The organism is Curtobacterium sp. NPDC090217 (assembly GCF_044746705.1).
GTDB lineage: Bacteria > Actinomycetota > Actinomycetes > Actinomycetales > Microbacteriaceae > Curtobacterium.
Genome location: NZ_JBIVCR010000001.1, coordinates 581,123 through 604,367 on the forward strand (window position 1 = coordinate 581,123; position 23,245 = coordinate 604,367).

The window sequence follows — 23,245 nt, forward strand, 5'->3', positions numbered from 1 at the left end:
TGGGGCAACTCAGTCAGCGCCCCGCGTGCGCAGCGCCAGGAGCGTGAGTGGGACGAGCCCGAGGACCACGAGCCCGACGCCGATCGTCTCCGGGGCGGTGACGCCGAGCGGACCGTCGAGCGCCGCGCTCTCCACTCCGGAGGCGATCGCGATGCCGAGGTTGAACGCCGCGACGGCGACCGCCGCAGCAAGGGTCGGCGCGGACGCGGCGAACCGGACCGCGAGGCCGGTCGCGACGGGCGGGACGGCCATCCCGGTGATCCCCAGGGCGACGACGAGCACCAGGGTCGGAACGGCGAACGCCGACAACGGCAGCAGGAGCGCCAGGACGACCCCGACGCCGACCGCGGCGCCGATGAACGTGCTCATCGGTCTCGTGTCGGCGCGTCGACCGGCGAGGTTCGTCCCGACGAGTGCTCCGATCCCGAAGCAGACCAGGACGATCGGTACCGCCCACAGCGGCAGGCCGGTGCGGTCCGTGAGCAGCGGGGAGATGTACGCGAAGGCGCCCATGTAGGAGCCGGTGATCAGGATCGTCGCGATCACCAACAGCAGGATCCGCCCGGTGAGGAGTGCCCGGATCTCCGCCATCGCGGACTGCTGCGCACGGGGTCCGTCGGCCGGTGCGTACCGGCGGATCACGACCGCGGCGACGGCAGCGAGGACGGCGAGAGCCCAGAACGATCCTCGCCAGCCGATGACCTGGCCGGCGAGGGAGCCGAGCGGGACGCCGGCCACCGTCGCGAGGCCGACGCCGCTCATCATCACGCCGAGCGCTCGGGAGCTCCGGCCGGGGCCGGCGGCGGTCGTGGCGACGACTGAGGCGACGGACCAGAACGCGCCGGTCGCGACCGCGGTGATCACCCGGGCGACGACCACGATGGTGAAGCTGTCGCTGAGGGCGGCGACGACGTGGCCGAGCGCGAACACCACGAGTGCGGCGATGAGCGTCCCCCGGCGCGGCAGCCGGAGGGTGGCGACGGCCATCACGGGGGCGCCGACGATCATCCCGACCGCGAACGCGGTGACGAGCAGACCGACCTGCGCGACCGGGAGGTGCAGGTCGGCGGACATCTCCTGCAGGAGCCCGGCGACGATGTTCTCGCTCGTGCTCATCAGGAACGTGCCCACGGCGAGCAGCGGAACCACGAACGGCAGCCGGCCACCCGTCGTGGAGGCCGTGCCGGCCGTCGGCGTGCTGTCGCTGTGCGTGGTGTCTGTGCTCACGATCGCGGGCTGATCCGGACGGTGGCCGAGGTCGGGCCGTCCTGCAGCATCGGGGGCAGGTACTCACTGCCGGCGTACTTCGTCTCGTAGGCGGCGTCGATGCGGCTGTTCAGATCCGGGCCGGCCGCCTCGAAGGTGACGTCGTGCTGCGTGCCGGCCGCGCTGATCCGGCCGGCGCCCTGTTCGATCGCGGACCGGTACCAGCGGGAGTTCCGCCCGTTGTAGGCGCGGACGTAGAGGTCGCCGTCGACGACGACGGACCAGATCCAGGTCGGCGTGCCGTAGGTCACGCCGTCGGCCCGGAACGGGCTGACGTGGAGGTCATCGCTGCTGGCGATCGCGGCGATGGTGTCGGCGTTCCAGGTGGGCATGGTGCTCCTGTTCGTGAGGTGGGCCTCCGGCGGCGAGGGGGACGCCGCCGGAGGCCCGGTTGATGGGACGGGCGCCGTCAGAGGCGGACGAGGGCCTTGATCGCGCGTCGCTCGTCCATGGCCTGGTAGCCCTCGGCGATGTCGTCGAGGGACACCTCGAGGTCGAACACGCGGCCGGGGTCGATCGCGTCGGTCCAGATGAGGTCGATGAGCTCCGGCAGGTACTCCCGGACCGGTGCCGGGCCGCCGAGCAGGTGCACGTGGGAGAAGAACAGCTCCTCGCCGGGCAGCTCGACGTCGTGGGAGACACCGACGTAGCCGACGTGCCCGCCGTTCCGGGCCGACCGGATCGCCTGCATCATCGACTCCTGCGTACCGACCGCCTCGATGACGGAGTGTGCGCCGAGCCCGCCGGTGAGCTCCTTGATCTTCGCGACGCCCTCGTCGCCGCGTTCGGTGACGATGTCGGTGGCGCCGAACTCCCGAGCGAGAGCCTGCCGGGACTCGTGACGAGACATGGCGATGATGCGGTCCGCGTCGAGCTGCTTCGCGGCGAGGACCGCGAGGAGGCCCACGGCGCCGTCGCCGACCACGACGACGGTCTTGCCGGGGCCGACCAGGGCGGCCTTCGCGCCGAACCAGCCGGTGCCGAGGACGTCAGACGCTGCGAGCAGGGACGGGATCTTGTCGTCGGCGGGCATCTCCGGCGTCGCGACGAGGGTGCCGTCGGCGAGCGGGACGCGGAGGTACTCGGCCTGTGCGCCGCCCGCGCCGACGAACTCGACGTGGATGCAGCCGGACTGGAAGCCGGCCTGGCAGATCTCGCACGCGTTGTCCGAGGCCATGAACGAGCCGATGACGAACTGGCCGACCTCGATGTTCCGGACGTCGTCGCCGATCTCCTCGACCACACCGACGTACTCGTGGCCCATCGGCGTGGGCTGCTCGGTGGGCTCGACGCCGCGCCAGGGCCACATGTCGGACCCGCACACGCAGGTGGCGACGACCTTGATGACGGCGTCAGTGGGCTTGACGATGGTGGGCTTGTCGCGCTCGTCGACGCGGACGTCGCCCGGGGCGTACATCACTGCTCCTCGCATGGCGGGAGTCCTTTCGTGAGGGGTGGTGGCGCACACGACGACGGCCGGACCGATGTGGTCCGGCCGCGACGGTGCGGGATGTCGGCGAGGGTGCTGTGCGGCTCAGTGGCCGGCGAGGTCCTCGTCGGTGACGTGCTCGAGCCAGGTCGTGGTGGTCGAGGGGTCATCGGCGTTCTCGAGCATCGCGAAGTGCTCCATGAACGTGCCCTCCGCGGAGGCGTGGAAGTGCTCCTCGCCGGCGGAGACGTACACGGTGTCGCCCGGATGTGCTGTGATCAGCGCGCCGTCGCGGGTTCCGAAGTGCGCGACGCCCTGGGTGATGCGGAGGAACTGGCCGCGAGCGTGGGAGTGCCAGGCGGTGCGGGCTCCGGGGGCGAACTTCACCAGCGCCAGCGTGGCGCGCTGGTCGTCGTCCTGCGGAGTGACGATCGGGTCGACCCAGACGTCGCCGGCGAACTGCTCCGGCGGGTTCTTGGCGGTCGGTTGCTTCGGCAGGATCTCCTGGGACATGGGTTGCTCCTTCACGACGGGCGATGGCAGCTGGTCGACGGACCGGTCGGCTGCACCGCGTTCGACGTTATGGCGCTGCGCAGCTGTGAGGGATGCCCTGACAGGGAAACCCTCACGGCGTCAGCTGGCGGCAGGGGCGGCGGTGTCGACCTGCGCAAGCCCGTCGAGGGTGCGTGGGCAGCCGATCTGGGGCAGGAGCGCGGTGAGGACGTCGAGCAGCTGCGCTCGGTTGTTGCCGACGGTGATGTTGGCGACGACGTGCGCCTTGACCTGGCTGTCCGCCCCGCCGAGGGCGACCAGCAATGCGAAGGTGATCAGTTCGCGCTGTTGCACGTCGCAGCCGGGCCGTGTGTAGTGGTCGCCGTGGCAGTTCGCGGAGAGGAACCGCTGGAACCGCTGCGCGTCCGCAGGCGCGTTCGGTGAGGACGTCGTTGGTGATCGCGATGAAGTCGAGGACCCGGGCAACACCGACGTAGGCGACGGCCTGGTACGCCAGCTCCTTCACCTGCACCGGCGTGACACCGTTCTCGAGCGCTGCACCGAGCAGTCCACGGAACTCGCTCAGCGCGCCGATCGCGATCGTCGCTGCCGGCTGGTAGATCAGCCGGTCCTCGCGGTCGAGGTCGCAGTTGGCGAGTCCGATCGTGGCGTCCGGGAACAGCATCGAGAGCTCGTGCTGTGCGTCGTTGTGGAGGGTCACTGGTGGCTCCTGTCGTCGCTCCGCGGCCGGTGACCCGACCATGACACCGACGCTAGGAGCGGCGCGCCCTCGAAGGAATGCCAGCCCAGAGAACCCCTCAGCCGGTGTCAGCTGACCAAGAACATGCGCCGAGTCGGCATGTCGCCGTACTTCCTACCGCCGTCGTGTCCGGCCTCGCTGCCGAACGACCTGTCCCGTTCCGGCTCCGGGCGGCAGGCGTTGGGTGGTCAGCGGCGGCGGGCTCGGTCGAGATCTGCGCGAACGTCGGCCGGCTCCGCGGACAGCGGCAGGTTCGCTGTGTCCCCGGCGCCGTCGAGAGTGTCGTCGGGGTCGGCCGGGATGGCGTCGAACACCGGTGCGAGATCGACCTGCTCCGGTCCGTGGTCGGCGACGAGCTCGAACGTCTTCCGCAGGGCGGTGGGGGTGGTGAGGCTTTCGACGAGGACGCGGGCGATCTCGTGTCGGGCGATGACGCCGTCGGCGGGGGTGCCGCTTTGGTGGGTGTCGCCCTGGCGGGGCGCGATTCGGAGTTGGTCGTCGTCGTTGTAGTCGAACCAGCCGGGCCGGACGATCGTGTAGTCGTTGCCGCTGGCGCGAACGAGTCGCTCACCGCGCCGCTTCCACTGGGAGCTGTCGCGGAGCGCGGTGACTCCGATGGTGGTCATCAGCGCGATGCGGACGGGCTGGCCGTGGAGGGCGTCGAGGACGTTCCGGACGGCGCCGTAGTTGACGGCTTCGGCGTTGCTGTTGTCGCCGTGGGTGAAGATCACCGCGTCGATGCCGGCGGCGGCGTCGCGGAGGGTCGATGCGTCGGTGAGGTCGCCGAGGACGATCTCAGCGCCTAGGGCGAGGCCCTGTGCACGGTGCTTCTTCCGTGCGAGAGCGCGGGTGCGGTGGCCGGCGTCGATGGCGGTCTGGACGACGTGGCGTCCGACGCTGCCAGTGGCGCCGACGACGAGGACAGTGAGCTTGTCGGTCATGGTGGTGCCTTTCATGCCAAGCCGGCGGCGCGCAGCCACCGGTCGACGTCGGAGCCGGCGGAGGCGTCGCGGACCTCTTCACCGCGGACGGCGAGATCGTCGTGGAGCCGGGCTCCGGTGTTCAGCTCGCGGTAGAACGACGCGGTGTTCCCGAGGCCGCTGACGGCGTAGGTGACGAACGGGTGGACGTCCTTGCCGGTGAGGTCCGCATTCTCGGCGAAGCTCGCCATGATCATCGGCGGCTGCACGTTCCAGATGGGACTGCCGAGCAGGACTCGCCCGTACCGGCTGAGGTCGGGAAGGGGCCGCGCGATCGCGGGGCGGGCGTCGCTGTTCTGCTCGTCGACGTTCCGGGCCACGGTGGGGTCGTACCGGTCCGAGTACGCGTCGGCGGCTTCGACCCGATACACGTCGCAGTCGATGCGGTCACGGATGAGGTTCGCGAGGATCTCGGTGTTGCCGACGTCGAGGGTGCGGCGGCCGCCGTTCCAGTAGTTCTCCCCTGCGCGGGAGAAGTACACCAGCAGCGTCGTCGCGGAGTCGCTTCGTGCGGGTGTGGTGGGTGTGGTCACGGTGCGGCTTTCACGGTCGGGGGTGGTGCAGGCGGCCAGCAGCCCCGCCGCGGTGGCGCTGATGGCGCCGGCCGCGGCGGTCCGCAGGAGCTGTCTGCGGGTGGGGTGCTGGCTGGTCATGACGGCTTACGCCTCGGCGCGGCCGGTGAGCCAGCGGACCATGTCGGGGTCGACGTGGGAGAAGAACTGCGACTCCCCGGCTTCGAGCTCGGCGATCTTCGTCATCTGCTCATCGGTGAGCTCGAAGTCGACGACGTCGAGGTTCTGCTGCATCCGCTCGGGCTTGACGGACTTCGACACGACCACGACGCCGCGCTGGAGGAGCCAGCGGAGGACGACCTGCGCGACGGACTTGCCGTGCGCGTCACCGATCGCGGTCAGCACCGGGTTGGTGAAGAGGTCGTTCTTGCCTTCCGCGAACGGCGCCCACGCCTCGAGCTGCACGCCCTCGCCCTGCAGGAGCTGCTGGTAGTCGACCTGTTGGTGGAACGGGTTGGTCTCCATCTGGTTCACCGCGGGCACGACGTCGGCGAAGGCGATGAGGTCCACGAGTCGGTCGGAGGCGAAGTTGCTGACGCCGATCGCGCGGGCCTTGCCGTCCTTGTGGGCCTGCTCGAGGGCACGCCACTCGCCGTAGTAGTCGCCGAACGGCTGGTGGATCAGGAACAGGTCCACGGAGGCCAGGCCGAGCTTCTGCAGCGACGTGTCGATGGCCTCGCGGGCACCTTCCTCGCCGCGGCGCTGGATCCACAGCTTCGTGGTGATGAACAGCTCCTCGCGGGCGACCCCGCTGGCGGCGATGCCGCGGCCGACGGCTTCCTCGTTGCCGTAGGAAGCGGCAGTGTCGATGAGGCGGTAGCCGGCCGCGATCGCGTCGATGACAGCCTGCTCGGTGTCCTCGGCGGGGATCTGGTACACGCCGAAGCCGAGCTGCGGCATCGTCGCGCCCGTGTTCAGGGTGACGGTCGGGATGGTGCTCATGAGGGGGTCCTTTCGCGGAGCGGATCGCGGTGGTGCTGCCGATGACTTCATGGAACCGTGTTCCTCTCGGGGGCGACAGGCATCGCTGTTCGGTGTACTGGCAGTGTCTGTTTCACCGCGGACCGCCCGGCTTACGCTGACGACATGGACACCGGAACCGAGGCCAGCGACTTCCTCCGCACCCGCCGCGCCCGGATCACTCCCGGCGCGGTCGGCCTCACCGCGTCGACGACCGGGCGGCGCGTCAAGGGGCTCCGCCGCGAAGAGGTCGCGACGCTCGCCGGGGTCAGCGCGGAGTACTACAACCGGATGGAACGCGGCAAGCTCGCCGGCGTCTCCGAGTCCGTCCTGTACGCCGTTGCCCGTGCGCTACAGCTCGACGAATCCGAAGAGCAGCACCTGTTCGACCTCGCCCGCGCCGCGAACGCCGAACACGCCCTCACCCGCCCGGCCCCCAAGCGCACGCCGCGCTCCCGCGCCAGCGCCCGGGTGCAGCGGCTCGTCGACGGGATGCGGGACCTGCCTGCGTACGCCCGCAACGGCCGGACGGACATCATCGCCATGAACCAGCTCGGCGCGGCCCTCATGCCCGGTTTGGTGCCCGACGGGAAGGAACCGGCGAACATCGCCCGGTACCTCTTCCTCGACCCCGCGTCGCAGGAGTTCTACGCCGACTGGGAGCGCGTCGCTCGCGACATGGTCGCCGCGTTCCGCATCGAGGCCGGCCGCACGCCGTTCGACCGGTCCCTGACCGACCTGATCGGTGAGCTGACGACTCGTAGTGATCCGTTCCGCTCCTGGTGGGCGTCCCACAACGTCCGCCTGCACACCAGCGCCACGAAGACGTTGCACAACCCCACCGTCGGGGAGGTCGAGGTCACCGGCGAAGCGCTCACCCTCGCCAGCGAACCCGACGTCACGATCATCACCTACGTCACCGAACCCGCATCCGTGTCCGAGGAGCGCATCCGACTCCTCGCGAGCTGGACCGCCAACACCGACCGGACAACGGCACCCGCCAAGACCCAGTGACAGCGGCCGACCCGCCGCCAAGCACTGCACCCGCTCGACGACCAGGCAGCACCTGCCGCTGATCGTCGCGCCCATCGAAAGGACTCACCCGTGAAGTACACCCGCCTCGGTAACTCCGGACTGAAGGTCAGCAGCATCGCGCTCGGCTGCATGAGCTTCGGCGACCCCGCCAGCGGCCACCTGCAGTGGTCCCTCCCGAAGGACGACGCGCTGCCGTACTTCCGGCAGGCCGTCGATCTCGGCATCACGTTCTGGGACACCGCGAACGTCTACTCGTACGGCGACTCCGAGCGCATCGTCGGTGAAGCGATCCGCCAGTTCACGAACCGCGACGACATCGTGCTCGCGACCAAGGCGCACTTCTCCGACAAGCCCGGCACCGGTCCGGGCCTGCACGTCGCCGGCCTGTCGCGCAAGGCGATCATGCAGCAGATCGACGCCTCGCTGACCCGCCTCGGCACCGACTACGTCGACCTCTACCAGATCCACCGGTTCGACCCGGAGACCCCGATCGAGGAGACGATGGAAGCACTCCACGACGTCGTCAAGGCCGGCAAGGCCCGCTACATCGGCGCGTCCGCGATGTGGACGTGGCAGTTCGCCAACATGCAGCACGCCGCGGACCTGCACGGCTGGACCCGGTTCGTGTCCATGCAAGACCAGTACTCCCTGCTCTACCGCGAGGAAGAGCGTGAGATGTTCGGCCTCCTCGCCGACCAGGGCGTCGGCAGCATCCCCTACAGCCCCCTCGCCAAGGGCCGCGTCGCCCGGCCCGCCGGCGAGCAGACCAAGCGCTCCTCCGACGACCCGGTGGGCAACAGCTTCTTCGCCGACACTGAGCGTGACCGCCCCGTCATCGACGCCGTGCAGCAGATCGCCGAAGCCCGGAACGTGCCGATGGCGCAGATCGCGACGGCGTGGGTCCTCAACAACCCCGTCGTGAGCGCACCCATCATCGGCGCGACGAAGCCGCACCACCTCGACGACGCGGCCGCCGCGGTCGACATCGAGCTCACTCCCGACGAGGTCGCCACACTCGAGGAGCACTACCAGGTGCGCCCCGCCGGCGGCTTCTGAGCACTCCAAACCCCGTAGGACGAAGCGACTCGACCACACGGCCGGGTCGCTTCGTCCTTCCGACGAGCGGGAAGTCCGGCAGTCTGAATAGCCGATCCTCAACCGGGCGGCGTGCATAGGTGAAACGACTGTCGCTCTCGCCCGATAGCCTCCTCCGCGTGAGCATCTCCGACCTCGACGTCGAGCCCAGAACCGGGTCGCGCTACGTCGTTGTCGTGCTCGGAATCGGGAGCGCACTCGCCGGAGTTCTCGCGATCATCGGGTGGCCGTTGCCTGTCATTTCGTCGACGCATGGCCGAGGCCAGCACGCTTGGGCACGGACCATCCGTGGAGTCCAAGACTGGCTTGCACACGACGGCTGGCGGATGTCCGGAGCATCGTGGGTCCACGGTACTTTCGCTGTCGTCGCCGCGGCCGCCGTGGTCGTTCTGCTTCATCCTGCTTGGAGCGGCCGCCGAGCCTCGCTCATCGTCGTCGTGCCGGCCGGAGCGCTACTCGTGTTGGGCCCTGCACTGCAATGGGCTCTCGGACTGCCATGGTCAAACTACGGGAGCGGGTCGGCCGGCGGCACGGCCAATGGCATCGTTGCGACGGTTGTGTGCGGCGCCGTCTTCATGGCCTTTCGTCGCGCAGCGAGGCGAAGGGCGGGACGCGCCAAAGAATCAGGGGACGTTCGCCCACTGATTCGGTGAGCCAGCGGGCCTCCGGGGATAGGCGCGAGACCGTCGCCCCGATGGGTCTCGTGAGCCGGTGGGCCATCGAGGCTCAGCAGCACCCGCGGAGACACGTGCTCCGCGGGCGCTATCGCTTGAGGGTTAGAGGGTGACGGTCTCGAACTCGAGGAGTTCCGCGCCGGTGGCGACGGGGTTGCTGCCGCCGTGGTGAGCGCCGGCCTGGCCGCCACGCCACGCCTGGTAGGAGTCCTCGTCGGCCCAAGTGGAGACGACGAAGTAGCGGGTGCCGCCTGAGGTGGGGCGGAGGAGCTGGAAGCTCTCGAAGCCGGGCTGCTGCTCGACGTCGTGGTTCCGGCCGACGAAGCGTCCTTCGAGGTCGGGGCCCTTGCCCTCGGGGACGGTGATGGCGTTGATCTTCACGACGGACATGGTGTTCCTCTCGATGGTGGTCAGTGCTGATGTGCGTGCGCGGCGGGTGTGACGGTGAACTCGTCGACGTTGCCCATCGCCTCGTGCACGTGCTCGGCGGCGTGCTCGGCGATGTGTTCGGCGTCATGCAGGGACGCTGCGGTGACCTCGACCGTGGCGGACCCGGTGAGGCGGTGGCCGACCCAACGGAGACGGAGGTCCCGGACAGTCTCGACGCCGTCGGTGTGTTCGAGGGCGTGCTCGGCCTTGCCCAGGAGGGCGGGGTCGATGGCGTCCATGAGGCGCGCGCCGATGGACTTCACCGTCCCCCAGAGCAGGACCATGATCGAGACCGAGATGAGCAGTCCGATGATCGGGTCCGCGATCGGGAACCCGAGCAAGACGCCAATCGCGCCGAGGACGACCGACAGGGACGTGAACCCGTCGAGGCGGGCGTGCACGCCGTCCGCCACGAGCGCGGCGGAGCCGATCTTCTGGCCGACGCGGATGCGGTAGATCGCCACCGCCTCGTTGCCGGCGAAGCCGATCAGACCCGCCAGCACCAGCAGCCACGGGTTCTCGATCGGCCGCGGGTTGATGAACCGGTCGATGGCCTGCCAGCCGGCGACAACGGCGGAGAGGGCGACGACGAACACGATGAACATGCCCGCGAGGTCCTCAGCTCGGCCGTACCCGTACGTGTAGCGACGGTTCGCGACCCTGCGGCCGAGAACAAACGCGATCCACAGCGGCACCGCGGTCAAGGCGTCTGCGAAGTTGTGGATCGTGTCCGCGAGGAGCGCGATCGACCCGGTGAACGCGACGATCACCGCCTGCAACACCGTCGTGGCCAGGAGAATGAACAGGCTGATCTTCAACGCGCGGACACCGGCGGTGCTGGCCTCCATCGCGTCATCGATCGAGTCCGCCGAGTCGTGCGTATGCGGCACGAACAGGTCGTATAAGAAGCCCTTCACCCCGCCGTGCGGATGCGAATGCTCGTGCTCACCGTGCTCGTGGTCGTGACCGTGACCGTGATCGTGATCGTGATCGTGATCGTGGGGATGGTCGTGGTCAGCGCGGATCGGCGCGTGGTCGTGGCCGGTCATGCGCTCTCCCGCTCCCCGCGGTGGTGCGGTGCCGCGCCGACGACGTGCTCGGCCTGCTTCACGGCATCGATCACCAGTTCGGACGCGTGGTCGTCTGTCAGCCGGTAGTAGACGGTGGTCCCCTCCCGGCGGGTCGACACCATCCGTGCGAGACGGAGCTTGGCCAGATGCTGCGAGACGCCCGCAGCGCTCTTGTCAACGACCTCGGCCAGCCGGTTCACGGACAGCTCCTCCGCGCCGCGCAGCGCGAGGATGATCTTCACACGGGTGGCGTCCGCGAGCATCGCGAATACCTCCACCGCGAGCTCGACGTACTCGGATTCCGGACTTAATCCGCAGGGCTGCTTGTCTACGTGCACATGCAGATAATACTAGCGTCGGGCCGATTGAAGGGCCTCGATAGCCGATTGCCTACCGGACGCTTTTCGGAGGTTGCGGGGCGACGCGCGTCATGGCCCCGGACGACCTTCGAGTGCCCGAAGTGGGCCGACGGCTGCTTCGCGCCCGAGCTCGTTACCGTCCGCTTGACCGAGCGACCATGCGACACCTGCGCTGGTGGTAGCGATCGCTGGTGCACCCGCGCTTTCGACGAGACGGGCGCTTGCTACGTCCCGGGCGTTGGCGAGAAGGAGCGGCTGGGCGGGGTTCGAGTGGAGAGCGTGGAAGGCGGTGGCCGGCGTGGTTCTGTTGTTCACCTGTTCAGTTCAGCCGAGCCACAGAGCGTCTCTGGCGGGTATCGGACGACGCGGTCAGCCTACAGGGGTCTCGATAGCCGGTCCGCCAACGGGTCCCGGGGTGCTTGCGAGGTCTTTGGACTCCAACGGCCCTGCTCCGGACCGACCACCGTCTCACATAGATGGTCCGCGAACTATCTCAGTGCACGCACGGCATACGGACGCCTCGAGACGCACGAAGGCTGAACTGTGCCCTTGTCGAGGTAGCGGCTCCGCGCTGCCAAACAGCGGGTCCACATCCGCATCTCGGACACGTTGGTTGGCAGTCGGACAAGTTAGCGGTCGGAGGACAGGTGGCCCAGATTGCAGTCACGGTCCGTCGTACGGAGGGGACCATGTCACCGGCGAGGAAACCATCCAGTTGGTACGCCGACGGTGCTCACTGAAGCATTGACGCGCAGTCGGCTGCTGCAGGTTGAGCTGCCTGCCGCTAGCTAGTGGACACGAAAGCCAGGAATCGGACACTTTCGCTCGCAATTCACAGCTGGGTCAACCGACGCCCCATCGCCGAGATCGCGCGACGTCTCAGACATCGCGGTGCTCCCTCCGGACAGAACGTCATCGGCGTGGACAAGAGGCGGTCGGAGTTCACAGCCGACTGTGGCGGAGGCTCGCAAATTTGTGTTTGGCGCCAGCTCAGTGTCGAGTAGTCCAGCGCAACCGGGCTCTCCAGCAGGACGTCAGGCTCTCAGATTTGGCAAACAAGACTGGGCGGGTAATCAGCGAAAGCCGCTCTGGACTGGGATTTCGACACGCTTCCAAGCCTGGGCAGAGTAGCGCACATCGGACACTGCCGACGTTCGCGAGGAAGCGACAGCCAGCATCCACTTGACGGCGTCATCACGGACGTCATTCGGGCGGCTGGTCGCCTATGCCACGGCGTACATAGTTGAAGACGTGCCGTCCACTTCCGACGTCCTGTCGCTCCAGCCGATGGCGGTCCGCCGCGCACTACGTTCAAGAACGCCTCAAGGAGCCGATGAGGCGAGGCGTGTAGGCGCACGCCGGCTCCCCATCCCTGGGGATTAGTTGCTACGCAAGGACGAGATGGACAGCTGCTTCGGGAGTAACGCCCCTAAGCCGAAGCACCACAGCGGCCGTGCGTGGTTGCAGAGCGCACGCACGGGCCGGGAATGGGACGCCGCTGGCGACGACAGGTTGATCGCAGAAGCGTGCAACGTAGCTCCGCTCGACGGCTGCCACCCGAATACCAGGGGTGTACGGGCGACGCTCCCCGCGACAGACTGGAGCGATGACGGACTCCAACCGAACATTCCAGACAACTCAGCACGGCGCCGTGACGGAGATACAGTTCTACGGCAGCGGGATTGGAAACGTGCTGGGCGCAGCGTTCTGGGCTGAATTGCAAAGTGCCCTTGAGCGGGTGGGTGCAGATGACGCTACCTCTGCTATCGTTCTACATGGCACTCACGAGGACTTTAGTGCCGGCCTCGACCTCCGCTGGTACTATTCTTCACTACGGCGACGAGCGCGTTCAACCGACCCACGACGAGAAGCTCTTGCCTCAGAGGAGTCATTCCAGTCGGCAGTTTCAGCGATCTCTGCCTGCCCACTGCCTGTCATAGCAGCAGTGACTGGAAAGTGCAGAGGTATCGCCGTGGAGCTAGCAGCTGCTTGTGACATCAGAATAGCGAGCGCCGAAGCCGTGTTTGCCCTTCCAGAAGTTGCGCTCGGGCTATATCCCGACCTCGGCGCTACCTATCGCCTTCCAAGACTAATCGGCGATGGATGGGCCCGTCAATTGATGCTGAGTGGGAAGGCGATCGATGCTACGACTGCAGCTAGAATTGGGCTTGTGAATGACGTGTATCCCGATCCCCAAATGCTCTTCCAAGCCGCAATAGATCTGGCCGCCAATGTTGCCTCCAACCCCCGCTCCGCGGTGATTGGAGTAAAGCAGATCCTCAATGCCGTGAGGGACGAACCGCTGCCGGGGGTTCTTCGCAATGCCGCGCTACACAGCGCAGCGATGCTCCCGGATGGTCTCGACTCCCGAATCCGCGAAGTAATCACCAATGGCGATGAACTCAGCTGATCCGCAACCGCGGCATCAAGAAAAAATCCGCATCCGAACGACATCAATTCGGAAGAGGCGTGTCGAGACGATAGTCGATCTTTCGCGCCCATTGGCGCTCCGTAGATCGCAGCGCGACAGTGATCCATGCCGAATTATCCGTCCGAATCGACCGCCATTGTGTCGGCCCCGCTCGACTTGCCGACAAACCTAGATGCAGCCGAGAAAGCCGCCCCCGGATGCCTCGGCCGCTTTCTTTGAGGTATGCCTCCTTCATTGTCCAGAGACGGATAAACTCGCTTTCCTGTTCAACTTCGGCGAGTCCGGCGAGGACGAGCATCTCGCGCTCGGAACACGTCCATCGCCTTACCCCTTCTGAAACGCGGCGCACACCCTCCACGTCAATGCCCACCGGCCCAACGAGGGAAACGGCGATCGCAACCAGTTCACCTGAGTACGAAACACTCAAGTGTAACGGCCGAGCAGCTTGATTCCTGACGAAGGGTCTGCCTGAGGGTTCGACGCCGATGTCGATCGACTCCGGTGCGACATCGCGGAGTTCCGCGCAAGTCTCACGCAACATCCTTCGCCCACTCACGAAGCCGGCAAGACGAACGCCAGACATCCTTTCGGCCCGGTGCCGCTCAGCATTCGACAATGCCCCCACCCCTATCGACGTCGCAACCGCGGCAGCAACGATAACCGACGGCGACGACCCGCCCCCGAAGGGCTTAGTCACGGCAACGTTGAGTTTCGATCGAGAAGCGCGAGTTTACCATTCGCCAGAAGCAATCGCTCGTCGGCATACATCAGGCTTGCCGAACGAAGATCCCGGGCAACCTGTTCCAGCCTGGTCGGCGACGAGTTCAAGTACCCATGACGAAGACCGACTAGCTCAATCAACTCGTTCACAGCGGCGAACGTACGCTCTGCCGCGACTACCTTGAGGTTGTTGAGCTCGATTTGGAATGCTGGTTCACTGACGTCGCGCGAAGCGTTCGGCCCACAAAACTCCTCAAGGTCCCCCAAAGTGCGATCCAGGAACGCCTCAGTCATATCGAGCTCGAGTCGGATCCGTGCGAGCCGACCAGCGAATCGGTCAGAAGTGACTTCGTACTGAGCCCTCTGCTTGGGGTCTCGGAAAATGTCGACAGCACGCCGGAGCGCACCCTGCGCCGCCCCAAGCCAACTCGACGCCCACGCAACATGGCCGGCAGGAATGAACGTCTGCAACGCGACCGCACGGAAGTCGCCGTCGATGACAGCGTCGGCGTCAACTGTACCGTCCAGCTGCACACCCACACTTTCAGTTCCACGCATCCCCATTGGGTCCCAGACCGAGCGTTGAACTACTTCCACATCGGCGCGTTCCGCCCACACGAGTCTCACCTGATCCGGCGAAGCCTCTTCCCCTGCCCGCATAGTGATGAGAAACGCATCAGCGTGCAGCGCACCGGACGAGACAGGAGCATCCCGCCGCAGGCGATATCCCCCACTGTCTCCGTTCTCAGGACGAAGCAGCGGCGCACTTGCGTGCAGAAGGTGCCCGCCGGATCCGCGCTCAGTAGTGATCGACCCGACGTATTTTTCTCCTCGCGCGATCGCTGGCAAAACACGCTCGCGAAGGAGGTCGCCGCCGTGAACGGCAACAGTGAGGACCTGCTGGCAATGCATGGACCACAGAACAGCCGTTGTCATACATTCTCCGGCAAGAGCACGCGCAGCAAACGAGACATCCTTGAGGTTGCCGCCCATACCGCCTAGTTCCGTAGGCACCACGAGGCCCATCAACCCCGAGTCGCGGAGGGCTTGGACGGCCTTCGTCGGGAACGAACCGGAAGCATCGACACTGCGCTTTTGCTCGGAAACCACGGGCAGTACCTGCTTCAGCGCCGTGACGACTGAAGAACGAACGGCGCCATCCTGTGCGCTTCGAGGCGTGGTTCTGAGCGTCGTCACGAGATTGCCTCCGCCCGGTTGACGACTTCGCGAAGTGCTCCCGCGGTTGCGAACGTAGAGTCCACCATCTCCTCGTCCGGAATCATAATTCCGAATTCGTCTTCGAAATCAAACAGTAGGTCGACTGCGGACATCGAGTCAAGGCCCAGCGACTTCAGGTCGGCCTCCGGGTTCACGGGCTCCCCGCTGTCGAGGTACTTGAGGTGCGGCCGAAGAATTCTCTCGAAATCTTCATCGTTGATTGTGGCCATGTTGGTCATGCCTTTCTGGTCATTGGTGCGCTCGAAACGTCCGGACGAGCTCGAGTTGAGAAACTTCGATAATCCGGCCCCCATCGACGATCACTTCAGGGGCAATGGGATGACTGAGGAATCCCAAAAGGCTGCCGGTGAGACCGTAGGCTCCCACGTTCGGTACTTGAAGGAGGTCTCCTACCGACACCTGCGGGACGTCGGCGCCGCGCGCCCAGGCGTCGAGCGGCGTGCACAGAGGTCCAACCACATCTGCACGAACGGTCGTCCCTTGCGTCGAGGCGTCCGTCACCAACTCCGTCATGATCGGAGGAACACGTCGCAGACCCGACATGCCTCCGAGATGATGAATCCCGCTGTCCAGCATGACGAATGTTTTCCCCTTCGATTCCTTCACATCTGCCACCCGGGTCAGCAAAGTACCTGCGCACGCGGAGAGGAACCTTCCTGACTCGAACCAGAGATCGGGCACGCCGGGAAGTTCTTCCTTCATTTGGTCAAGCTGTCGTCGGAGACTTGGGTAGTCAGGCCGACTGCCCTTCCGTGCGAACGGAGCAGCGAACCCGCCTCCGAGATCGAGGACTCGCAGTCCATCCGGAAGCAAGGGAGCGATCGTGCGTGCAGTATCGGCCACGAGCCGGAACGTCGCGACGAGTGCCTCCTCGTCGGCAACATTCGTGCCCATGTAGCAGTGCAACCCTGCGATACGAACTGAACGCGAGCGGGCGAATTTAGTAGGATTTCCCAGGACCGTTGAGATGTCGATACCGAATTGCGAAGCAGTGCCCGTCATTGCAAGACCTTGGCCCCGTACACCCGCGTCGCCGTTCACACGCAGCAAAACCTCCACTACCACGCCCGCGGCCTCAGCGAGTTTCCTCAGCATCTCAAATTGCCCACCGGAATCCACTGAGTACCAGCGGACACCTGCGTCTAGTGCAATCCTGATTTCTTGCGCACTTTTCGCCGGTCCGTTGTAAAGGCATACCTCGCCGGGAAGTCCCGCCCCGATCGCCGCATGAAGCTCGCCCGTCGAGCTGACTTCGACCCGACAACCGGACGACGCGAGTTCGGCGATGACACGTGGGTGTGGGTTTGCCTTCACCGAGTAGAAAGTCGTGGAACCAGTGGGCAGCATCTCTCCAAGATCAGCTGCTGCGAGGCGCAGTTCAGCAAGGTCGTACACATATGCGGGAGTGCCTACCTCTCGTGCAATGACATTCATCATGCCGGAGGACCCGACTCTGCCCTGATAGTCGAGGCCTTGCGCAGTCATTTCTCTCTCCCACGAGCATCATTGAGCAGGGCACGAACAGCTCCACGGTCCACCTTGCCGTTCGTCGACAGCGGGAGCCGATCGAGAATTTCCACTCGGCGGGGAAGTTTCGCTTCCTCCAACCGCGCGCGAAGCCCGGTCGTAACCTCGTAGACGACCTCTCGCGCCTGAACGTTATGCTGATCAGTTATTACGACCAGCGCCGCGGGTTCCTGGCCGTCCGGCGCGAGGACTACCGCCTCCGCGACGATTGCGACTTCCCTGGCAGCGGCCTCGATCTCGAGCGCGCTGACTCTATATCCATTCTGTTTATAGATGTCATCCAGGCGGCCCTCAAAGTACAGATACCCGTCCTCGTCCAGATAGCATTGGTCCCCGGTGAACAGCGCAATCTCGAGCGCTTCGCCAAATGACCGGAATCGAAGGCTTGACTCCGCGGAAGCGCGCCAGTACCCCTGCATAACATGCGGCCCCCGGACCACCAGTTCGCCAACCTCTCCGGGCGGGAGCGGCTCGCCGTTACCGTCCACGACGAAGCACTCCGTGTCCGGCAATGCGCGCCCTACTGACTCGCGATGCCCATCGAACTCCTCCGGCCGCATGATGGTTGTTCGCTTGCACTCGGTAAGCCCAAACATGCTGAACACGTCTGCCTCCGGGAGAGCGTTACGAAGGTCGTCGATCATGCGAGCAGGGAGAGCAGCACCCGTATTTGTGATCATCCGCAGGCCGGGTGCAATTGAGTTTGCCGATCGAACAGCCAGTCGGACTAGCACCGATGCCATCGAGGGCACAAGCGGTAGAACGGTGATGCCACGCGCTTTCAGGTGCGTCGGTAGCATCGGACCGACCTGCCCCGGATCGCCGACGACCAGGCATGCTCCGGTACTCGCCGCGAGAAACGCCTGATACAGACCGTAATCAAACGAGAGGGGCAGGAAACAACCAATAACATCCTCCTTACGGATCTGAAGGACAGCATTGATTGCGTCTACAGCGAACAAGATCGATTTGTGAGGTTCTACAACCCCTTTAGGCATCGATGTCGTTCCGGAGGTATATACCAGGCATGCTGGGTCGGACGATATTGACGGCCACGGCGCGCAAAGCGGGGCTGCGGCGTCTCCGGCAAACCTCAATAGCCGAAGGGACAGGAACCCGCAGCGAGTGATCTTCGCAGGAGGTTGAGCGGCGATCACGAGCGTCGGCGCGGCGTTTTCCAATACGTGGCTGACGTGAAAAGGCTTCATCTCGGGATTGATCACTACGAATGTGGCTCCGAGCCTGGATGCCGCGTAGCAACAGATCAGAACGTCCACGGAGTTGGGAAGAATAAGCATGACCCGGTCCCCCCGCCGAACACCATGATCTCGGAGGACTGTTGCCCATCTTCGCGACACGTCAGCCAGTTGTGAATAAGTCAAGTGCATCTCGGCATCTTCAAGAGCACGGCGACTTCCGTGAAGCTGCTCGGCTTCATCTATCCACTTGTGCAGCGCCAAAGTCACGACTCACCACCTTTCGGGACCACCTTGTCAACCGCTGCCGCCAGCGTACTCACGCTCTTGAAGGTAGCGGGTACCAGCGACCGAGCTGGAAGCTCTATACCTAACTCATCTTCGATACCTTCAACGATGTCCGCCATTGCCAACGAGTCGAATCCCGGCTCGTCGAGCAACGGGGTGTCCTCGGCAACGAATCTGCCCAGCCGCGCTCCCGCGATACGACGCACGGCGTCACAGTTTGATTCTGGGCTGCCCATCAAGCTCCTCCAATTCGCTCGCGACTGAGCTGCTATCCGAGTCCGTAGCGGCAAGTAGCGCCCCTCGCGCTATCTTTCCGGTGCCGGTCCTTGGCAGAGCGCTAACGATGCTAATACCAGAAGGGACCATATATGAAGGCAACTCATCGCGGCACCAAGCGAGGACCTGATTCGGCAACAATTCACGCCGATCCGATTCCGGGGTAACAAACGCATGGAGCAGCGCGCCATACTGTTCATCTGGAACAGCAATGACAGCTGCCTCCGCGACGCCCTCAAGACGACTCAAAGCCGCCTCAACCTCTCCTGGCTCGACACGATAGCCGCGGGTCTTCACGAAGCCGGAAGCCCTGCCGTGAAAGCACAGGAGCCCATCTGCCCCCCAACTTCCGAGGTCGCCAGTGCGATGGAAGGTATGGGTTACGCCGTCGATTGGAAGTTCCAGACGAGAGTTGGCAGTCAGATCGGGGCGATTGAGATATTCCCGACATAGGGAGGGGCCGGTCAAAAGAATCTCACCGACTCGTCCTGTGGTTGTCACGATCTCTCCGCCCTCCGTGCGGAGGAGCACATGCGCATTAGTGATCGGATGCCCAAGCGGGATACGGTCTCTACCGAGGTGCACCGGGAGCACCCGAAGAGCCGTCATAACATTCGTCTCGATGGGTCCATAGAGGTTGTGTACCTCGGCGTTCGGCACGGCCTGTATTAGGTCGCTGAGCGGACGCGGATGAAATTCTTCCCCGGCATAGAGCAGCAATCGAAGGCTTGATAGCGACTTCTGGCGCAATTCCGACTTTCTAAGGAGTCCGATAAGGGCAGATGGTACCGCATATAGAACTGTGATTCGGTTGTCGCGCAAGAACTCGTAAAGCGCTTGTGGAAATACGGTTATTGACTGGTCCACGGGCATGACCGTAGACCCGCTAGTTAAACCGACCCAGACATCGAGTACCGGCAGGTCGAAATTTAGCGGAGCGTGCACCGCAACCCGATCGTCCGGGCGCATTTTGGTGTACTCCTGCGCCCAGTCGACGAAAGCTTCCATGTTTCCCCGCGTGATGAGAACACCCTTGGGCTGACCCGTCGAACCAGAAGTGTAAAGCACGTATGCAATGTCCTCGGCATCTGGAGCGACAGGCACGGCGGAGTTGGGATGGTCCGAAGATGTGGTCGAGATAAGCTCCTCGAGCGTGACTCTCAACTGCGTACCGGTCGTCGGGTCAGCTTGCTGGCTATCGCACACCACCAGGGCGCAACCACTATCCTCAATCTGGAAGTCGCGACGCGCAGCTGGCGTTTTAGCGTCTAAGGGCACGTATGGCAGACCTGCACGGTAGCAAGCCAGCATCACTAGTATCGCGCGCGGAGATTTCAGGAGATCGAGCGCGATGACTGACCCGGGAGGCACAAGCGAGCGAAGGGTTTCCGCTACTGCCCTCGACGCTGCTCTGAGTTCGGAGTAAGTGTATGAGTCACCTTGGCCAGCGATAGCAGTTCGGTCCGGATCGGCATCTGCTACGCGATCGATGGCTTCTACAATGGAGGTCATTCACTCGCTCCTTTGGAACGTGTCAACCGCTCTCTCTGCTGCTCTTGACTCCGCAGCCGCGACCGGTCCTACGATCTCGTCGAGAACAGCGCCCGGAGCTGATCGTCCGCGGCCGGCGCGCCGTTCTGCGAGGTGCGCCAGTTCTGCCGCACGTCGCCATGCAGGCAGAACCTCTTCCTGCATGACCTGCACGACCGAATCTGCTCCTTCTGACATGTCCGTAGAGGCCCAGGTCACGAGCCTCGATCGCGCTCTTTGCGCGAGCCAGCACAGAAGGGCAACCCTGCTCGGCGCGGCCGGATCTTCCCAAAGCCTCTGCTGACTGCGGCACCATCTCGCCATTGCACCGCCAGGCGCCGACGCCGCCAGAATCTCGTGAGCCGCCGTGGCGAGTACATGACTCACCGACGGAGCTTGAGAACGTCCCCCGGCCTCAAGGGCAAGCGTGACGACGGGCGCCGACCCCAGGATCGAGATGAGGTTGTCCTGATCGAGTGCAAGGCGAACCGGCCGCGCCCGGCCCCACTGAGTGTCGTTCCAATACATGTCGACACCGAAGTACGCAGAATTTTCGGACGGGTTGACCCCTGTCAGGACGAAGGAATGTTCCATGTGCGAGCGCTGGTAGTAGGGCAACCAAGGCATCTCGTACGCGTCACCGAGCAGCACGACAGCTTTGCCGTCACGGAGACGATCGGAGACGGCCTCCAAATTGTCGCCAGAAGAACCTCGGACGATTCTCCATGCTGTGTCCTCTTCTACGCGGCTGTCCAACGTGCGCGTGAAGAGGGACGGCAATGCTTCCGATCCAGCCCATCGAAAAGACCATTCTCGCGCAAAAGGGCCCAGTGAGTCGCGCTCGCCCGCTTCGGCCAGGAGGTATTGCAAATTGTCTTCGACGCAGTCGAGGAGAGATGGGTTCAGACCATCGAATTCTCCGGCATCCATCGGTTCCGCAACTTGCGTCCCGTCGCTCATCGTCGAAGCATCCATGGTTACAGTAAGCCTTGGCGCTGTGTAACGGGGGACCCCAGGTGGGTGTAGTCCTCGTGTACCCGTCAGCAGTCCAACGGAACGCGAGCATCGGAACAGGTCCGAAGGTGCTCGCGAAGCAGACGATTCACCCGATAGGTGACATGCTGCTGACTCTCGTGCCTCACTGCCTGCACCACGTGCTGGTCCACCAGCTGGTCGAGGTCATCCTCGAGCGTGTCCACGTTCACGCTTGCTTTCCCACATTGGCTCAGCCGCCCGGTCGCCCCTGCCGTGAGATCGTCGCCCAGCCGTCCGATCGCATGTAGCAAAACCCGTTGCCGCTCGGACAAGGAATCGACGGCAGAGGCCAAGCGGGGCCGAAGCTCGATTCCGCCAATCTCGAGGTAGTCAAGCACGTCGCGACTCTCTAGCCGTTTCGCGAGGCCCGCAATCTGGGCGTGTGGTCGGGCGGCCAACGTCGTACCCGCAATACGTAATGCCAAAGGCATTCCTGCGCAGGCGCCGACAACCTTCCGCGCAGCCTCTGGCTCTTGCTGCACCCGTTCAACGCCGACAACTGCAGTGAACATTCGAAGGCTCAGTTCATCGGACATGGGATTAAGTCGTATCTGAGTCGCTCCGTCCACTCCCGGAAGTACCCGCCTGCTTGTGATGACAACCCGGGCGACGGGCCCACTGAGAAGCAGTGGCCTGATCTGGCTCTCATCGCGCGCATTGTCGAGGATCACCAGTACACGCCTGAAGGCCATCTGTGAACGATAAAACGCACTGGCAGCATCAAGCCCACGGGGAACGTCGTCTTCGCTCATTCCAAAGGAGCGCAGGACGCGACGGATCGTAACTTCAGGATCTTCCGGATTATCGCCTTCGCCTTTGAGATCTACAAAGACTTGACCGTCTGGGAACCGCTCAATAGCCTCGTGCGCCCTCCTTACGGTCAGCGCGGTTTTCCCCATCCCTACCATGCCCGACACCACGGTAACCGGGTCAGCCAAGTCATCGCTGGCGGCTACGACGTCCTCGGACCTGGGTGTTGTCGCGTCCTCAACAAAATCGGGTAGATCACGAGGTAGTTGCGCGGGCGTCGTGTGTACGACACCGACGGCACTGTGCGCGTTCCTCGAGACGGGATCGTCTACATGAACGACCAACGTCGGGTCGTCCCGCAGGACTGCTGCGTGCAGAGCAACCAGTTCCGGACCAGGTTCGAGACCCAACTCGCTGAGATCTTGACGTACTCGCAAACACGCCTCTAGCGCGTCTGCGCGACGACCACCCGAGTAGAGCGCGCGTATCTGCAAAGCACGCAATTTTTCGCGGTACGGATTTTCGGACACCAGCGCAGAAGCTTCGCTGACGACTTCGTCGGATCGTGAAGCACTCAGCATCGTCTGAAGGAGCAGTTCGCGAGCGCCAATCAGACGTTCCCCGAGGCGGTTGGCTTCGGCAATGACGATGGGCGATTGCTGGACGTCGCTGAGAGCTGGGCCTCTCCACAGCTCTAGCGCTTGGCTCAGGCATGCTTCCCCGGTAGTGATGTCCCCGGCGGCGACCAGACGCTCGGCGGCCCGCACGTGTTCTTCGAACACGTCACGGTCAAAACGGTTGGGCTCTAGGTGCAGCACGTATCCGGAGGGACGGGTCTCGATGAAAGACCCGCTCCCCGGATTGCCTGCCGGCGCCAGTTTGCGTCGCAGTTGCGAAACGTATTGACGTACGAGGTTTTCTGCCGTTCCCGGCGGCTTATCCCCCCATATTTCATCAATGAGACTTCGAATGGGTACGGATTGATTCCTTCGGATCAAGAGGACCGAGATTAAGATACGGTGCTTTGCAGCGTGAATCACGTCCTCGGCAATGTGGCCGTTGCTATCTGGAACCTGCAGCGGGCCGAGCATGCCAAATGCGAGCTGGCCCCCGTCAGAATTCATCGACGTTA

At 64.5% G+C, this 23,245-nt stretch carries 24 protein-coding genes and 1 pseudogene; 3 read left to right on the forward strand and 22 right to left on the reverse strand.

The window, feature by feature from the left end:
- Nucleotides 1-9 precede the first annotated feature (9 nt).
- From ACIPJ2_RS02990 to ACIPJ2_RS03030, 9 genes and pseudogenes are all read right to left on the reverse strand, one after another.
- Nucleotides 10-1,227, reverse strand: coding sequence for an MFS transporter (locus tag ACIPJ2_RS02990; RefSeq protein ID WP_402727497.1), 1,218 nt, complete (start codon nt 1,225-1,227; stop codon nt 10-12).
- On the reverse strand, nt 1,224-1,598 hold the full coding sequence (locus ACIPJ2_RS02995; protein ID WP_402727498.1) for a DUF2255 family protein: 375 nt from the start codon (nt 1,596-1,598) through the stop codon (nt 1,224-1,226). The genes ACIPJ2_RS02990 and ACIPJ2_RS02995 overlap by 4 nt, the downstream gene beginning before the upstream one ends.
- A gap of 77 nt (nt 1,599-1,675) precedes the next feature.
- Nucleotides 1,676-2,698 carry a zinc-dependent alcohol dehydrogenase family protein gene (locus ACIPJ2_RS03000; RefSeq protein ID WP_402727499.1) on the reverse strand — a complete coding sequence of 341 codons (1,023 nt, stop codon included), beginning with the start codon at nt 2,696-2,698 and terminating at the stop codon, nt 1,676-1,678.
- A 102-nt stretch (nt 2,699-2,800) separates the two neighbouring features.
- Entirely contained in the window at nt 2,801-3,208 is a 408-nt protein-coding gene (locus tag ACIPJ2_RS03005; RefSeq protein ID WP_402727500.1) for a cupin domain-containing protein, read from the reverse strand.
- A gap of 120 nt (nt 3,209-3,328) precedes the next feature.
- Entirely contained in the window at nt 3,329-3,676 is a 348-nt protein-coding gene (locus ACIPJ2_RS03010; protein ID WP_402727501.1) for a carboxymuconolactone decarboxylase family protein, read from the reverse strand.
- Nucleotides 3,677-3,698: 22 nt separating this feature from the next.
- A pseudogene (locus ACIPJ2_RS03015) lies at nt 3,699-3,950 on the reverse strand (hypothetical protein); the annotation flags it as partial.
- 185 nt (nt 3,951-4,135) lie between these two features.
- Nucleotides 4,136-4,888, reverse strand: coding sequence for an SDR family oxidoreductase (locus ACIPJ2_RS03020; protein ID WP_402727502.1), 753 nt, complete (start codon nt 4,886-4,888; stop codon nt 4,136-4,138).
- A gap of 11 nt (nt 4,889-4,899) precedes the next feature.
- Nucleotides 4,900-5,580, reverse strand: coding sequence for a flavodoxin (locus tag ACIPJ2_RS03025; RefSeq protein WP_402727503.1), 681 nt, complete (start codon nt 5,578-5,580; stop codon nt 4,900-4,902).
- Nucleotides 5,581-5,586: 6 nt separating this feature from the next.
- Complete coding sequence (locus ACIPJ2_RS03030; RefSeq protein ID WP_402727504.1) at nt 5,587-6,441, reverse strand: aldo/keto reductase; 855 nt, start codon at nt 6,439-6,441, stop codon at nt 5,587-5,589.
- A 144-nt stretch (nt 6,442-6,585) separates the two neighbouring features.
- Here ACIPJ2_RS03030 and ACIPJ2_RS03035 point away from each other — a divergent pair, with 144 nt between their 5' ends.
- Both ACIPJ2_RS03035 and ACIPJ2_RS03040 read left to right on the forward strand, forming a co-directional pair.
- Nucleotides 6,586-7,473: a helix-turn-helix domain-containing protein gene (locus ACIPJ2_RS03035; RefSeq protein WP_402727505.1), complete on the forward strand. Its 888-nt coding sequence runs from the start codon at nt 6,586-6,588 to the stop codon at nt 7,471-7,473.
- 90 nt (nt 7,474-7,563) lie between these two features.
- The gene (locus ACIPJ2_RS03040; RefSeq protein ID WP_402727506.1) at nt 7,564-8,550 is read left to right on the forward strand and encodes an aldo/keto reductase; all 987 of its coding nucleotides are present in this window, start codon (nt 7,564-7,566) and stop codon (nt 8,548-8,550) included.
- 815 nt (nt 8,551-9,365) lie between these two features.
- Here ACIPJ2_RS03040 and ACIPJ2_RS03045 read toward each other — a convergent pair.
- The 4 genes from ACIPJ2_RS03045 to ACIPJ2_RS03060 form a co-directional block, all read right to left on the reverse strand.
- Nucleotides 9,366-9,653, reverse strand: a complete 288-nt coding sequence (locus tag ACIPJ2_RS03045; protein ID WP_402727507.1) for an antibiotic biosynthesis monooxygenase family protein — start codon at nt 9,651-9,653, stop codon at nt 9,366-9,368.
- A 20-nt stretch (nt 9,654-9,673) separates the two neighbouring features.
- Nucleotides 9,674-10,540, reverse strand: a complete 867-nt coding sequence (locus ACIPJ2_RS03050; RefSeq protein WP_402727508.1) for a cation diffusion facilitator family transporter — start codon at nt 10,538-10,540, stop codon at nt 9,674-9,676.
- A gap of 197 nt (nt 10,541-10,737) precedes the next feature.
- Entirely contained in the window at nt 10,738-11,100 is a 363-nt protein-coding gene (locus ACIPJ2_RS03055; protein WP_402727509.1) for an ArsR/SmtB family transcription factor, read from the reverse strand.
- Between the two features lie 90 nt (nt 11,101-11,190).
- Nucleotides 11,191-11,436, reverse strand: coding sequence for an isocitrate lyase/phosphoenolpyruvate mutase family protein (locus ACIPJ2_RS03060; RefSeq protein ID WP_402727510.1), 246 nt, complete (start codon nt 11,434-11,436; stop codon nt 11,191-11,193).
- Nucleotides 11,437-12,727: 1,291 nt separating this feature from the next.
- Between ACIPJ2_RS03060 and ACIPJ2_RS03065 the strand changes: the two genes are divergently transcribed.
- The gene (locus ACIPJ2_RS03065) at nt 12,728-13,531 is read left to right on the forward strand and encodes an enoyl-CoA hydratase-related protein (protein WP_402727511.1); all 804 of its coding nucleotides are present in this window, start codon (nt 12,728-12,730) and stop codon (nt 13,529-13,531) included.
- A 43-nt stretch (nt 13,532-13,574) separates the two neighbouring features.
- Here the strand turns inward: ACIPJ2_RS03065 and ACIPJ2_RS03070 are convergent, their stop codons facing one another.
- The 9 genes from ACIPJ2_RS03070 to ACIPJ2_RS03110 all read right to left on the reverse strand — a co-directional run bounded on the left by ACIPJ2_RS03070 (nt 13,575) and on the right by ACIPJ2_RS03110 (nt 23,204).
- Nucleotides 13,575-14,135 carry a 4'-phosphopantetheinyl transferase family protein gene (locus ACIPJ2_RS03070; protein WP_402728308.1) on the reverse strand — a complete coding sequence of 187 codons (561 nt, stop codon included), beginning with the start codon at nt 14,133-14,135 and terminating at the stop codon, nt 13,575-13,577.
- A 110-nt stretch (nt 14,136-14,245) separates the two neighbouring features.
- Complete coding sequence (locus tag ACIPJ2_RS03075) at nt 14,246-15,469, reverse strand: acyl-CoA dehydrogenase family protein (RefSeq protein WP_402727512.1); 1,224 nt, start codon at nt 15,467-15,469, stop codon at nt 14,246-14,248.
- Nucleotides 15,466-15,729 carry an acyl carrier protein gene (locus ACIPJ2_RS03080; RefSeq protein WP_402727513.1) on the reverse strand — a complete coding sequence of 88 codons (264 nt, stop codon included), beginning with the start codon at nt 15,727-15,729 and terminating at the stop codon, nt 15,466-15,468. The genes ACIPJ2_RS03075 and ACIPJ2_RS03080 overlap by 4 nt, the downstream gene beginning before the upstream one ends.
- Before the next feature lie 10 nt (nt 15,730-15,739).
- Nucleotides 15,740-16,996 carry a type III PLP-dependent enzyme gene (locus tag ACIPJ2_RS03085; RefSeq protein ID WP_402727514.1) on the reverse strand — a complete coding sequence of 419 codons (1,257 nt, stop codon included), beginning with the start codon at nt 16,994-16,996 and terminating at the stop codon, nt 15,740-15,742.
- Nucleotides 16,993-18,504, reverse strand: coding sequence for a class I adenylate-forming enzyme family protein (locus ACIPJ2_RS03090; protein WP_402727515.1), 1,512 nt, complete (start codon nt 18,502-18,504; stop codon nt 16,993-16,995). The genes ACIPJ2_RS03085 and ACIPJ2_RS03090 overlap by 4 nt, the downstream gene beginning before the upstream one ends.
- Nucleotides 18,501-18,728 carry an acyl carrier protein gene (locus ACIPJ2_RS03095; protein ID WP_402727516.1) on the reverse strand — a complete coding sequence of 76 codons (228 nt, stop codon included), beginning with the start codon at nt 18,726-18,728 and terminating at the stop codon, nt 18,501-18,503. Before ACIPJ2_RS03095 ends, ACIPJ2_RS03090 begins: the two co-directional genes overlap by 4 nt.
- Before the next feature lie 4 nt (nt 18,729-18,732).
- A complete protein-coding gene (locus ACIPJ2_RS03100) occupies nt 18,733-20,310 on the reverse strand; it encodes an amino acid adenylation domain-containing protein (RefSeq protein WP_402727517.1) in 1,578 nt (525 codons plus the stop codon).
- Nucleotides 20,311-21,288: a hypothetical protein gene (locus tag ACIPJ2_RS03105; protein WP_402727518.1), complete on the reverse strand. Its 978-nt coding sequence runs from the start codon at nt 21,286-21,288 to the stop codon at nt 20,311-20,313.
- Between the two features lie 80 nt (nt 21,289-21,368).
- Nucleotides 21,369-23,204 (reverse strand): BTAD domain-containing putative transcriptional regulator, encoded by a 1,836-nt coding sequence (locus ACIPJ2_RS03110; RefSeq protein ID WP_402727519.1) that lies wholly within the window; start codon nt 23,202-23,204, stop codon nt 21,369-21,371.
- Nucleotides 23,205-23,245 lie beyond the last annotated feature (41 nt).